The sequence below is a fragment of the Brevibacterium sp. FME17 genome (genome assembly GCF_014897515.1).
Classification (GTDB): domain Bacteria; phylum Actinomycetota; class Actinomycetes; order Actinomycetales; family Brevibacteriaceae; genus Brevibacterium.
In genome coordinates this window covers 40330-54209 of record NZ_JABUYD010000007.1, presented here as the reverse complement: position 1 = coordinate 54209, position 13880 = coordinate 40330, and the positions used below count along the sequence as shown (strand labels likewise).

Genomic DNA, 13880 nt, shown 5'->3' with positions numbered 1-13880 from the left:
TCTTCATTGATGAGGTTCTTTCCTGACCGGGAAAGAACCCGGACAGGAGAACTGTGGCAAAGCCCCGTGTTCATGAGCTCGCGAAAGAGCTCGGCACTACAAGTAAGAACGTCCTCGAGAAACTCCAGGGCCTAGGCGAATTCGTTCGCTCCGCATCCTCGACCCTTGAAGCACCGGTTGTGCGCAAGGTGAGAGAAGCATTCGCAGACTCGGCTCCAGCCGACTCCAGCGCAGACAAGGCATCCGGCGCATCCGCCGATTCGAAGTCGGCAGCCAAGCCGGGCGCAAAGCCCGCAGCGAAGCCAGGTGCGCCCAAGCCCGGCGCAAAGACTTCGGCTAAGCCAGGAGCCAAACCCGCCGCCAAACCCGGGGCGAAGGCAAGCTCGGCAGTGACCGAAGCCGCTGATTCCACGGCTGCAGAGTCGAAGCCCGCAGCCAAGTCGACCGGTGCCAAGCCCGGTGCGAAGCCAGCTGCAGCTCCGAAGCCTGCCGCAGAGGCTACGTCCGAAGCACCAGCAGCACCGGCCGCAGACGCCAAACCAGCTGCAGACGCCAAGGCCGCTGACACCGACGCAGCTGCGGCTCCCACCGAGCCCGCAGCTGAGCAGGCCAAGCCCGCAGCGCGGTCGAACGCGCCGAAGCCAGGTGCTGCTCCGAAGCCAGGTTCGGCACCCAAGCCGGGCGCTGCTCCGAAGCCAGGCGGTCGCTCGCCGGCTCGCCCCGGAAACAACCCCTTCGCACCAGCACAGGGAATGCCCAAGCCGGCAGGACGCGGCGGACCGAAGTCCGGCAATCGCCCCGGCAGCCAGGGTGGCCAAGGTGGTCCAGGTGCGCGTCCGGGCAACAACCCGTTTGCGAATTCGCAGGGAATGCCGAAGCCAGGCCAGAAGCCACCTCGTGCATCCGGTGAAGAGGGCTCAGCAGGTCCACGACCGGCACCACGCCCGGGCGCACCTCGCCCCAACCCATCGATGATGAAGAACTCTGCGCTGAACAAGCCAGCTCCAGGCCGCGGTCGCGGCGGAGGACGCGGCAACGCGCCCGCCGGCGGTGGCGCACCCGGTGCACCAGGTGCTGCCCCAGGCGGCGCACCCGCAGGTCGTCGCGGACCCGGAGGCGGCCCAGGCGGTCGTGGCTCAGGTCGCGGTCGCGGAAGCACCCAGGGTGCATTCGGCCGCGGTGGAGGTCCCCGTCAGAAGGGACGTAAGTCGAAGCGGGCCAAGCGCGCCGAGTTCGAGCAGATGCAGACACCGTCCGTCGGTGGCGTCTCTGTTCCACGCGGCAACGGCACCACTCCGCTGCGTCTGCGTCGTGGATCCTCGCTGGCTGACTTCGCTGAAAAGATCAACACCGATCCGACGAACCTGGTCACCGTGCTCTTCCACCTCGGCGAGATGGCGACCATCACCCAGTCTCTGGACGAGGGCACCTTCGAGGTCCTCGGCGAGGAGCTCGGCTACAAGATCGAGATCGTCTCACCCGAAGACGAAGACCGTGAGCTGCTCGAGACCTTCGACATCGACCTGGACGCGGAAGCCGCGGACGAGGACGACGATGATCTCGCAGCACGCCCACCGGTCGTCACCGTCATGGGTCACGTCGACCACGGTAAGACCAAGCTTCTCGATGCCATCCGCTCCGCGAACGTGGCGTCCCGCGAAGCCGGCGGAATCACCCAGCACATCGGTGCCTACCAGGCCGAGGTCGAACACGAAGGCATCGATCGCAAGATCACCTTCCTCGATACCCCAGGTCACGAGGCGTTCACCGCTATGCGTGCCCGTGGTGCGAAGTCGACCGACCTTGCGATCCTCGTGGTCGCAGCCGATGACGGCGTGATGCCGCAGACCGTTGAAGCACTCAACCACGCTCAGGCCGCGAATGTGCCGATCGTGGTGGCAGTGAACAAGACGGATAAGGAAGGCGCCAACCCCGCCAAGGTCATGCAGCAGCTGACCGAATACAACCTGGTCGCCGAGGAATACGGCGGCGAGACCATGTTCGTGCCGATCTCCGCGCTCAAGCGCGAGGGCATCGACAAGCTGCTCGAATCCGTCCTGCTGACCACCGACGCTGCACTGGACCTCCGGGCCAACCCGGACAAGTCCGCTCGCGGCATCGCGATCGAAGCCAAGCTGGACAAGGGCCGCGGCGCGGTTGCCACCGTGCTCGTCGACTCCGGCACACTGCGTCAGGGAGATGCCATCGTGTGTGGCACCGCCTACGGACGTGTGCGTGCCATGTTTGATGAGAACGGCAACCTCGTTGAGGAAGCGGGACCATCCCGTCCCGTCCAGGTGCTGGGTCTGTCCTCCGTGCCGCGCGCCGGTGACACGTTCATCTCCACAGATGATGATCGCACCGCCCGCCAGATCGCTGAGAAGCGTGACGCCATCGAGCGCAACGCAGCTCAGGCTCGCGGTCGCAAGCGCATCAGCCTCGAGGACTTCACCAAGGCGCTCGCCGAGGGCAAGGTCGACATGCTCAACCTCATCCTCAAGGGCGACGTGTCCGGTGCTGTCGAAGCACTGGAAGATTCGCTGCTCAAGATCGATGTGGGCGACGACGTCGACCTGCGCATCATCCACCGCGGTGTGGGTGCGATCACCGAGAACGACATCAACCTGGCCACGGTCGACAATGCGATCGTCCTCGGCTTCAACGTCCGTCCGGAAGCGAAGGCACGCGACCTGGCAGAACGCGAAGGCGTCGACGTCCGGTACTACTCGGTCATCTACCAGGCGATCGACGATATCGAGAGCTCGCTCAAGGGCATGCTCAAGCCGGAGTACGAAGAGGTCCAGACAGGCACCGCGGAAATCCGCGAAGTCTTCCGTTCCTCGAAGTTCGGCAACATCGCCGGTTGTATCGTTCGCGACGGTCACATCACCAGGAACGCGTCTGCTCGCGTCACCCGTGATGGCGTGGTCGTCGGGGAAAAGGTCAAGATCGAGTCCCTGCGTCGTTTCAAGGACGATGCCACCGAGGTCCGCGAAGGATACGAGTGCGGCATCGGCCTGGGCAGCTTCAACGATCTGCGAACCGGTGACATCATCGAGACCGTCGAGATGCGTGAGAAGCCTCGCGACTGATCAGCGCATCGCTCTCCAGGCCGGGTTCTGAACGGGTAGTGTGCGAGCGGGTGGCATGAGTGCACTCGCCCGCATACGGCCCGGGCAGGACCCGGTCTGTGCTTCGGCGCCCAGCTGCACCCAGAAACTCAAGCACAGCACCACCCCAGAGACAAAAGTGGCAGTTCCCAACGGACTCGGTCACGAACACGATTCAGACGAAGAAGGAAGACACCATGGCAGATGCAACTCGGGCGCGTAAGATCGCCGACCAGATCAAGGTCATCGTCGCCAGCACGATCGAACGCAGACTCAAGGACCCACGTCTCGGTTTCGTCACGGTCACCGATGTGCGCGTGACCGGAGATCTGCAGCACGCCTCGATCTTCTACACGGTCTTCGGCGACGGACAGGACCTGGAAGCCACAGGCAAAGCACTGGAATCCGCGAAGGGCTTCATCCGCTCCGAGGTCGGCAAGGGCCTTACGATTCGACTCACCCCGAGCCTCGAATTCATGGCCGACGCCGTGCCGGAGGCCGCCGCTCACCTCGACGGTCTTCTCGCCAAAGCCGCAGCCGATGACGCTCGGGTGGCCGGCCTGGCCAAGGACGCGAAACCTGCTGGAGATGTCGACCCCTACAAGAGGGCCGACGTCGAAGACGAGGACTGAGCGCTGAACCGCGCGGGAAACCGCGCAGACGCGATCTCTGTCACTGTGAGCAAAAAACTTCACGTAACAGTTTTGTTATCTTTCGGTTCTGGTTTAGACTTTTTCTGGTAACGAAATGATTACGACTCTGTCAAGGGATTTCTGCATTGGGTAAGCACTCTTCGCCAAAGCCTGGCTTTGCTAAGCAGCTGGTCCGGGATCTGACCCCCGCCAGCAAGCGCTCTGCCGGTCGGCACTCCTCGGACGCGCCGTCAACCGCCACCTCGGTGTTGGCCACTGTCCGTCAGCGTCCTGTCGTTGCCGCTATCGCGGTTCCGGCCGCCGCCACCGCAGCCGTTGTCGGCTCCACCGTCGTGATGAGCCCGCCCGAGGCCGGCAGCGTCACGACCGAGGCAGCTGAGACCTCGGCGCAGCAGCCGCAGTCGAAGCCTTCGGCTGTCAGCCAGGACGAGATCGACGCCCAGCGCAAGAAGGCCGGCGAAGAGTACATCAAGGATGTCAAGGACGATCCCAAGTACAAGAACAAGACATCGAAGACGACGCTCGACGTCAAAACTCCGAAGCCCAAGCCGTCTGCGACGACTGAGAAGGCCGACGCGGAGTCCGGCAGCGCGAAGTCCTCCGACGACAAGTCCTCCAAGGGTGGAGACACCCCATCCGGCATCTCGAACGAGCCCTGCTCGGTCTCGTCCTCGATCGAATCCGGTCTGCAGCCCAATGCGGTCAACGGCTACCGCGCCGTGTGTGCGAAATTCCCCGAGGTCAAGACCTACGGCGGCGTTCGCCCGGGCTCCGGCACATCCGACCACTACACAGGCGGGGCCGTCGATATCATGATCGCCGACTCCACCGGCGACCGCATCGCCGACTACCTGATCAAGAACTCGGGTGCCCTCAACGTCAAGTATGTGATCTGGAAGCAGCGCATCTGGAACCCCGGCAGCGGCTGGTCCAGCATGGAAGACCGTGGTTCACCAACGGACAACCACTTCGACCACGTGCACGTATCGTTCAACTGATCGCACCTGCCACGTGAACGATTCCGCGCCACAGGGCGTCCTTGTCTGTGACAAGCCCCAGGGCCTGACTTCCCACGGCGTCGTCTCTCGGATTCGGCGCTGGTGCGGCACCCGCAAGGTCGGGCACGCCGGAACACTCGATCCGATGGCCACGGGCGTGCTCGTGCTCGGACTGGGCCGCGGGACCAAACTTCTGGGATACATCACCGGTGTGTCCAAAACCTATCTGGCCACGATCCGCCTCGGCTCGGCCACGCCCACGGATGACGCGGACTCCGAACCTGATCTCTTCGCCGAACCGGCCGCACTGGCGGCAGTCACTGATGAGTCGATCGCCCAAGGCGTTCTCGCGCTGACGGGATCGATCGACCAGGTTCCCAGTGCCGTCTCCGCAATCAAGGTCAACGGCCAACGCTCCTACGCCCGCGTGCGTGCCGGTGAAGACGTTGAGCTCAAGGCCCGCAGGGTCGAGATCTCGAACTTCACCATTCTCGATATTCGGTTCTCCGTTGCCGAGGGTCACATTGACGTCGACGTCGAAGTCGACTGCTCATCGGGAACCTATGTGCGTGCTCTGGCGCGAGATCTTGGCACCAGCCTCGGCGTCCATGGCCATCTGACCGCGCTGCGGCGCACCCGCGTGGGCGCCTTCGACCTGGACCAGGCGGTGACGATCCCCGAGGATCTCGACACCGGGGCACCCGCACTGATATCCCTCGCCGAGGTGGCCCAGACCCTGCTTCCGACGGTGCACGTGGACTCGGAGGAGGCCAAAGCACTCATGCAGGGCAAGAGGGTCAGCACGGACCGCAGCCCTGAGCAGGGCAGCGAGGTCGCTGTGGTCTCCGGCGATGAGCTCGTCTCGATCGCCGAGGTGCGAGCCGGGGGAGTGCTGAAGTCCCAGACGGCATTCGCCATCGACCTCGCCTGATATTACAAGTGATTTGCTTGTATTCAGTTAATACAACTGAAACGCTTGTTTCTTGTCGGCGGGTTTGGTGTACTTGAGTCATGTATGTCATGACCATCGACCAGCGAGGATCCCGCGACCGCACCGATGAGGTGCCCGGTCTGCTTGAGATCCTCGCCCGCGTTGAGACCCAGCGGGGCTTCGAACGCACGATCGGCGATGAGGTGCAGGGCGTTCTCAGCTCGGCGGAACAGGTGACTCTGGCCGTCCGACTGTTGGCTGCTCAGACCGGGTGGCATATCGGAATCGGCATCGGCCCGGTCGAAACCCCATTACCGGCCTCCACTGCCGAGGGCAGGGGAGAGGCCTTCTATGCAGCCAGGCGCGCGGTCGAGGCTGCAAAGGGGGCGCCGGCGCATCTCGTCGTGGATCCGACGACCGAGCAGTCGGATCCGGCGACCGAGCAGTCGCAACTGGCCGAAAGTGCTCTGCGGCTGATTGTCTGGACATTCGAGAACATCCGGTCTCAGTCACGTCGCTACATCGAACGTCGACTCGACCGGCCCGAATCCACACAGCACGACATCGCCGAACATTTCGACGTCTCCCAACAAGCTGTGTCGCGGGTGCTCTCCCCGGGCAGTGTGGAACTCATCGAAGGCGCCTGCGCGCTCTCGACCTTCCACCTCGCTCGGTCAGAAGCCGGCTCAGGCAGCGATTCTCAGGCAGGTGCCCATGTGGTTTGACGTACTCATCGCGGTCCTCGCCGCAATCGTCGCCGGGGCAGGCGGGTACCCGCTGGTTCCGCTGTTCCTGAGGTTGACCCACGACGGCCCCGGTTCGAAGCCGAGTCGCACCGGCAGTGAGGACATCGAGGTCCTGCGGGGTGGAATGTGGATCGGCATCGTCGAGCGTGCACTCATCGCCGGTGCCATCGTGCTGGGACGGCCCGAGCTCATGGCCGTCGTCATCGCAGTCAAGGGGCTCGGACGCTTCGCGGAGATCAAATCGTCGTCTGCCGCCGGCGAACGATTCATCATCGGCACGTTCGTGTCCATCGCGATCGCATCCTTGATCGGTGTGATCGGCTGGGCGGTCATCTCCTGACAGAGCCATCTCCCGACAGGGGAGCGGGTTAGCACGTGGGAACATCTCTGAGATAACCTGATTCGGTGCACGGAAGGAGCAAACGTCGAGTGGAGCTTTATCACGGACTGAATGAGGTCAGGACCGACGATGTCGGCACCGTCGTGACCCTCGGAAACTTCGACGGGGTCCACCGCGGTCACCAGACCGTTCTCCAAGCCGTCGCGGCGCTGGCCCGCGAGCGATCTCTGCGCTCCGTGGCCATGACCTTCGACCCGCATCCGCGCACGGTCCACCGCCCGGATGGACCCACTCCGATGATCACGAGCACGAAGCAGAAGGCCGACTTCATTTCGGACACCGGCATCGACGCCCTGTTCGTCCAGCGCTACGACCTCGACTTCGCGGCCCAGAGCGCCGAGGAGTTCGTCCGCACCTACTTCGTTGAGGCTCTGCACTGTGAAGTCGTCGTCGTCGGCGATGATGTGCGCTTCGGCAAAGACAACGAAGGCACCATCGAAACTCTGCGCCACCTCGGCGAGAAATACGGATTCCGGACCGAGACGATCGAAGAGGTCGGACGGGGGGGACGGTACTCCTCGTCCCGGATCCGTGAGCAGATCGCCGCCGGTGATGTCGCCGAGGCTGCTGATCAGCTGGGTCGCTACCACCGGGTTGAGGGGACTGTCGTCCACGGCGATGCCCGCGGTCGCGACCTCGGGTTCCCGACCGCGAACCTGTCCGAGGATGCCGCCGGCCTCATTCCCGCCGACGGCGTCTATGCCGGGTGGGCGACTTTCTCCGGGGAGAATCAGGCTTACCCTGCCGCCATTTCGGTGGGGACGAATCCCACGTTCGAAGGCAACATCCGACGCGTCGAAGCGCATGTTCTCGATAAGGAATTTGGGGAATTCGACGTCTACGGCAGGCACATGACACTCGAATTCGTGTCACGGATCCGGGGACAGGTGACGTTCACCGGCATGGACGAACTCGTTGTGAAGATGCATGAGGATATTGCCGATGTGCGCGAGGTCCTCCACACCTGATAAACTGAACCTTGCCGTTTTCACCGGCCGCGGTTCGATAGTGCTGAGACTGACAGGTCTCGGCGCCGCGCAACGATCAAAAGGAGAAGTCCATGGCTCTCAGTACTGCTGAAAAGCAAGAAGTCATCAAGGAATATGCAACTCACGAGGGCGACACCGGTTCTCCCGAGGTCCAGGTTGCGCTGCTGACCCGCCGGATCACCGAGCTCACCGAGCACTTCAAAGATCACAAGCACGACCACCACTCACGTCGTGGCCTGCTGCTCCTCGTCGGCCAGCGCCGCCGGATGCTCAAGTACTTGCAGCGCGTCGAGATCGAGCGCTACCGCGAGCTCATCAAGCGCCTGGGTCTGCGTCGCTGAGACCAGCCCCCTCATATTGAGTGCGATACGAAGCGTCCTGCATCATGCAGGGCGCTTCTTCGTCTTCCCAGGCAGCTCAATTCCCGTGGCATCCGGATTTCCGCGACAGCACGAGTTCTCGGCATGCCCGGGTGGTATGCGTCTCGATGGCTCGACGAGGCAACTGCGGTAGACTTCAAAGTGGACAATCATGCCATGGACGTTTCGGTCCTCGGTAGTGGCCTCCGGAAGAACGGGCAGACGACTGCCGGTTCCGTGGGCCCCGATCGATGACCGGCTTGGATCCATGGGATGTCCAAGCCAATATCCACCGGATTCACGCGGGCTTTCCGCCTTCGGACTGCGAAGGTGTCCGCGTGCCGGTTACGAACAAGGAGAATACGTGGGACTCAACCCTGAATCCGCCGTAGCGCACATTGACAATGGCAGCTACGGTTCACACACCATCCGTTTTGAAACAGGACGGCTCGCCCAACAGGCCGCCGGTTCTGCCGTCGCCTACCTCGACGACGAAACCATGCTCTTCTCGGCCACCTCGGCCGGCAAGCACCCCCGTGAGGGCTTCGACTTCTTCCCCCTGACAGTCGACGTCGAAGAGCGCATGTACGCCGCGGGCCGCATCCCGGGATCGTTCTTCCGCCGCGAAGGACGTCCCTCGACCGACGCAGTCCTGACCTGCCGTCTCATCGACCGCCCCCTGCGCCCTTCCTTCGTGAAGGGACTGCGCAACGAGGTCCAGGTCGTCGTTACAGTGATGTCGATCCACCCTGACCACATCTACGACGCGCTGGCCATCAACGCCGCCTCGATGTCGACTCAGCTCTCTGGGCTGCCCTTCTCCGGCCCCATCGGCGGTGTGCGCATCGCACTCATCGACGGCCAGTGGGTTGCCTTCCCAAACCATTCTCAGCTCGACGACGCCGTCTTCAACATGGTCGTCGCCGGCCGTGTCGTCGGTGACGACGTTGCGATCATGATGGTCGAGGCAGAAGCCACGGACAACGCCATGGACCGCATCAAGACCGGTGCCCCCGCACCGACCGAAGAGGTTGTGGCCGAGGGACTCGAAGCTGCGAAGCCCTTCATCAGCGAACTCTGCCGTGCGCAGCAGGAGCTGGCCGACAGCGCTGCCAAGCCCACCGTCGAGTTCCCTGTCTTCAAGGACTACCAGGACGACGTCTACGAGGCTGTGCGTGAACTCGCCGAAGCCAAGCAGACCGAAAACTTCCAGATCGCTGACAAGCAGGAACGCGAAGCAGCCGGCGAAGTTCTGCTCTCTGAGCTCTTCGACCAGCTGGGCGAGCGTTTCGCGGGCCGCGAGAAGGAAATCGCCGGTGCTCTCAACGCACTGACCAAGCAGGTCGTGCGCAAGCGCATCCTGACCGAGCAGATCCGCATCGACGGTCGTGGTCTCAAGGACATCCGTCCGCTGACCGCAGAGACCAACGTGATCCCACGTGCACACGGTTCGGCCATCTTCGAGCGCGGAGAGACCCAGATCCTCGGCGTCACCACGCTGAACATGCTCAAGCTCGAACAGCACATCGACTCGCTGTCGCCTGTGACCACGAAGCGTTACATGCACCACTACAACTTCCCGCCCTACTCGGTCGGTGAGACCGGTCGTGTGGGCAGCCCGAAGCGTCGCGAAATCGGTCACGGTGCACTGGCTGAACGTGCTCTCGTGCCGGTTCTGCCGAAGCGTGAGGACTTCCCCTACGCCATCCGTGAGGTCTCCGAAGCACTCGGATCCAACGGTTCGACCTCAATGGGTTCGGTCTGTGCCTCGACTCTGGCCATGCTCTCGGCCGGTGTGCCGCTGCAGGCTCCTGTTGCAGGCATCGCCATGGGCCTCGTCTCCGACGTCATCTCCACCGACTCCGGTGACCAGACCGCCTACGCGGCACTGACGGACATCCTCGGCGCAGAAGACGCCTTCGGCGACATGGACTTCAAGGTCGCCGGTACGCGTGACTTCATCACCGCGATCCAGCTCGACACCAAGCTCGACGGCCTTCCCGCCTCGGTGCTCGGTGCCGCACTCAAGCAGGCCCACGAAGCCCGCATGGTCATCCTCGACGTGATCGCCGAGGCCATCGACGCTCCGGCAGAGATGGCACCGACCGCTCCACGCATCATCTCGGTGAACATCCCTGTCGACAAGATCGGTGAGGTCATCGGACCCAAGGGCAAGATGATCAACCAGATGCAGGAAGACACCGGCGCTGACATCAGCATCGAAGACGACGGAACAGTCCTCATCGGTGCCACCGACGGCGAGTCAGCAGAGGCTGCTCGTTCGATGATCAACGCCATTGCCAACCCGCAGGTTCCTGAGGTCGGCGAACGCTACCTCGGCACCGTCGTGAAGACGATGAGCTTCGGCGCATTTGTCTCCCTGACACCGGGCAAGGACGGACTGCTGCACATCTCCGAGCTGCGCAAGCTCAACGATGGCAAGCGCGTCGAGGACGTCGAAGACGTCGTCGGAGTCGGACAGAAGGTCCAGGTCGAGATCACGAAGATCGACGACCGCGGCAAGCTGTCACTCTCGCCTGTCAGCGACGATGACGAAGAAGCAACCGAGACAGATGAGGGATCAGGCAACTGATACGGGGGGATTCTCACACCGGGGAGGGCAGCCGAATCGATCGGTCTGTCCTCCCCGGTGGTTTGACAGTGACCACCGAACACATGCCCGGACTAGCGTCGGAAACCATCGGCATCTGGGTCGCGGCCGGTTCGCGTGACGAATCGATCGAGACCGCCGGTTCGACCCATTTCCTCGAGCACATGCTCTTCAAGGGAACGCCGACGAAGGACGCGAAGTCGATCGCAGCGGCCTTCGACCGGACTGGGGGAGACTCCAACGCCATCACGGCCAAGGAACTCACCTGCTATTACTCGCGCTGCCTGGTCACAGACCTGGCGGACATCACCGCGCTCCTCGTTGACATGGTCTCGAACTCGAAGCTGGATGCCGAGGAGTTCGAACGTGAACGCGGGGTCATCATCGAAGAGTTGGCAATGTCGGCCGACGACCCCGGCGACGTCCTGTTCGATGACTTCGACGAACTCATCTTCGGCGATCACCCCTTGGCGCGCCCGGTCGGTGCCACCAAGGACCAGATCCGCGTTCTGGGTCACCACACACTCCTCGAGCACCATTCGACGACCTATGTTCCCCCGCGTCTGGTCATTGCCGCTGCCGGCGGTGCCACCCATGACGAGGTCCTGGGCATGGTCGACGACGCACTGGCTCAGGCCGGGGTCGGCTCTGAGGCCGGCGCACATGCTTGGGACAGCGCTGCTGCGCCGGGCACGATGCCTGCCTGTGGTGCACGTGAGGTGCCGACGTTCCATTCGGGTGCCTCACACACCGTCAAAGACACCGAACAGTTGGGAATGCTCCTCGGCTGTGAAGGTCTCGAAGAGGGCCATCCGGATCGCTTCGTCTATTCGGTGCTGCTGACAATGCTCGGTGGAGGCATGTCCTCCCGCCTCTTCCAGAGTGTGCGAGAAGAGCGCGGCCTCGCCTATGCTGTCAACTGCATGGCAAGCCAGTTCACCGACTTCGGAACGTTCGGCATCTACGCAGGCTGCACACCGGAGAACGGGCAGGCCGTCGTCGACCTGGCGTTGGCCGAATGGGATCGCTTGGCGCAGAGCCCGCCGAGTCGCTCGGAATTGGACGGGATCGTCTCCCAGCTCTCGGGTTCGATGGTCCTCGGACTCGAATCCTCGGCGGCGCGTATGAATCGATTGGCCAGGTCGGAGATCTTCGGGATCGCACTCGAATCTCCTCTCGACCTCATCGACCGCGTCCGCTCGGTCACGGCTGAGCAGGTGTCGACGATGGCAGGAGACCTCATGAGTCGCCCGAAGTCGCTGTCCCTTGTGGGACCGTCCACCTCGGTGGAACTGCCCTAGCCAGCAGGGGCGGCGCCACCGAACGCACGTGGTCCTCAAGAGATTGGGTCCGCAACTTCCACAGGCCACATCAGCGCGTCATGCTCTCTGGCAACGGAATCGACATGGCGTGATGGAATACATCCAAGGGATCGTACTTCTGTTTCGCCTGCATTAGGTCGTGCCCGATCTCGGGGCCAAAGTACAATTCAAGCCATTGATGCGGTGTCCCAGTGTATGGAGAACTGGGTCGTTCGAACTCCAGCATCTCAATGTCAGGATAATTGATATAGCATCCTTGATAATGATCATCGTTTGAATCCCATGGGAATCCATCGATTTGGGTGGGAAAACATTTCATATAGACTCTGTTCAGCCAACTAACATATTTCTCATCAAGCTCATAATCATGCCAATAGGCTTGATACTGAATTTTCGCGTAAGAGGATCTCTGAAAGACTGAGTCGTGAGAGGAGGACTTCCCATTGATCGCCCCTCCGTAGGAATCGAACGCGACGATGCAGTCCGAGACGTTAAGTTGTTTCTCCTCATTGGCACTGATGAGTTCGTTAGGCTTACTGGTGAGCGCCTCGTGAAGTCCATCGGAGAACTGAGCTGGTACTGACTTCAGATATGCGCTCTTATATTTTCCTCGTCGATTGTGTCCACTGCCGTTGGCGTACTGGACTGCCTCGAGCCAGTTCATAGCCACGGCACCTTCTAACGCATCTCCTTTGAGATGCTCTTGAACTGGATGATTTGATTTTTGGGGCATCGGTAACGAATCAGAATGCCGAAAATGCGCGGTCGTGTCAGATAGCTTGTACTCGACTGTATCATCGGTCAATTTCTTGGATAGCGAAAGCGCAGAGAACAGTGCATTAATCGAACTATTTACTCGCTTGGCAAATTCTAAGCGATCATTATTGTCGAGGTCGATATTTACACATTGGACGGTCATGGTGATATCTTTGGAATGGTGCGGCACATGGAGAATCGAGAATAGGTCCCGCTGCGTATGATCTTGATCGATTTTTTCGAAGTACTCCACAAAACTGCGAATCAAGACGTTGAATTTTCGTTTCCCGTCGGTAGAGCTTTCGAATTGGTTCCAAGGTATTGTGACGAAGAGCAAAACGGCATCTGATGGTGCTTTGGGTAGTTCGTCAAAGTAAAATGCGGTAATCACACCAACGTTTCCTCCGCCAGCGCCGCAGCACAGTTGAAAGAGATCTTCGTTGACTCCGCCGGAGCCATCTGAATCGGGCCGTTTTGCATGTACAAGTGCAGGTTCTGACCGGTCAGCGGTAGGTGGCAACACTACATCGACCGCTGTCAGCCAATCGGAAGTCAGTCCCTGAAGGCGAGACAGAAGCCCATAACCACCGCCAGAAATGTGACCTCCAGTCCCAACGGAATAGCAGGAACCTCCGGGAATTGTGACGCCGTCAGTTTTGTACATATTGACGTATCCGTCCCAATTCATGGTGCCTGGGAGAACCTTGTATTTGTAGGTGAGATCGCCGGTCGGCGTCTGAGCTTCCAGGCCTTTGTTGCCATGTTTGGTCCTCGCGATAGTCACGTTATCGTGGTAGTGCGTCGGTTTGAGATGCACGTTCTTTTCGAATCCCGACATCGGACCAACATCAATTATATATCCGGACGGGTTTTCTGAGACAAATCCCTCGTAGCAATGTCCACCGCTTCGAATTGTAATTCGTGCCTCTGTGCTGTAATCGGTGCTTCGGGGTGTGGTTGGAACTGGCTTTCTCTTGTTTGGGAGGCGCCCGTATAGGTCCCTGT

At 61.4% G+C, this 13880-nt stretch carries 11 protein-coding genes; 10 read left to right on the top strand and 1 reads right to left on the bottom strand.

Features of this window, described 5'->3' with window-relative positions; all coding sequences use genetic code 11:
• Window positions 1-53: 53 nt before the first annotated feature.
• From infB to INT40_RS08415, 10 genes are all read left to right on the top strand, one after another.
• Window positions 54-3092, top strand: coding sequence for a translation initiation factor IF-2 (gene infB, locus INT40_RS20915; protein WP_101571187.1), 3039 nt, complete (start codon window positions 54-56; stop codon window positions 3090-3092).
• Between the two features lie 215 nt (window positions 3093-3307).
• Window positions 3308-3742 (top strand): 30S ribosome-binding factor RbfA, encoded by a 435-nt coding sequence (rbfA, locus tag INT40_RS08455; RefSeq protein WP_193095918.1) that lies wholly within the window; start codon window positions 3308-3310, stop codon window positions 3740-3742.
• Window positions 3743-3888: 146 nt separating this feature from the next.
• Window positions 3889-4761: a ligand-binding protein SH3 gene (locus tag INT40_RS08450; protein ID WP_193095917.1), complete on the top strand. Its 873-nt coding sequence runs from the start codon at window positions 3889-3891 to the stop codon at window positions 4759-4761.
• Between the two features lie 13 nt (window positions 4762-4774).
• Window positions 4775-5692, top strand: a complete 918-nt coding sequence (gene truB, locus INT40_RS08445; RefSeq protein ID WP_193095916.1) for a tRNA pseudouridine(55) synthase TruB — start codon at window positions 4775-4777, stop codon at window positions 5690-5692.
• Between the two features lie 80 nt (window positions 5693-5772).
• Window positions 5773-6417, top strand: a complete 645-nt coding sequence (locus tag INT40_RS08440) for a hypothetical protein (RefSeq protein ID WP_193095915.1) — start codon at window positions 5773-5775, stop codon at window positions 6415-6417.
• Window positions 6407-6778, top strand: coding sequence for a hypothetical protein (locus tag INT40_RS08435; RefSeq protein ID WP_193095914.1), 372 nt, complete (start codon window positions 6407-6409; stop codon window positions 6776-6778). The genes INT40_RS08440 and INT40_RS08435 overlap by 11 nt, the downstream gene beginning before the upstream one ends.
• Before the next feature lie 89 nt (window positions 6779-6867).
• The gene (locus INT40_RS08430; RefSeq protein ID WP_101571172.1) at window positions 6868-7806 is read left to right on the top strand and encodes a bifunctional riboflavin kinase/FAD synthetase; all 939 of its coding nucleotides are present in this window, start codon (window positions 6868-6870) and stop codon (window positions 7804-7806) included.
• Window positions 7807-7898: 92 nt separating this feature from the next.
• Window positions 7899-8168, top strand: coding sequence for a 30S ribosomal protein S15 (rpsO, locus tag INT40_RS08425; protein WP_101571170.1), 270 nt, complete (start codon window positions 7899-7901; stop codon window positions 8166-8168).
• A gap of 382 nt (window positions 8169-8550) precedes the next feature.
• The gene (locus INT40_RS08420; protein ID WP_193095913.1) at window positions 8551-10779 is read left to right on the top strand and encodes a polyribonucleotide nucleotidyltransferase; all 2229 of its coding nucleotides are present in this window, start codon (window positions 8551-8553) and stop codon (window positions 10777-10779) included.
• Between the two features lie 68 nt (window positions 10780-10847).
• Window positions 10848-12098 (top strand): pitrilysin family protein, encoded by a 1251-nt coding sequence (locus INT40_RS08415; RefSeq protein WP_319020911.1) that lies wholly within the window; start codon window positions 10848-10850, stop codon window positions 12096-12098.
• A 70-nt stretch (window positions 12099-12168) separates the two neighbouring features.
• Here INT40_RS08415 and INT40_RS08410 read toward each other — a convergent pair whose 3' ends face one another.
• Complete coding sequence (locus INT40_RS08410; RefSeq protein ID WP_193071965.1) at window positions 12169-13713, bottom strand: BBE domain-containing protein; 1545 nt, start codon at window positions 13711-13713, stop codon at window positions 12169-12171.
• Window positions 13714-13880 lie beyond the last annotated feature (167 nt).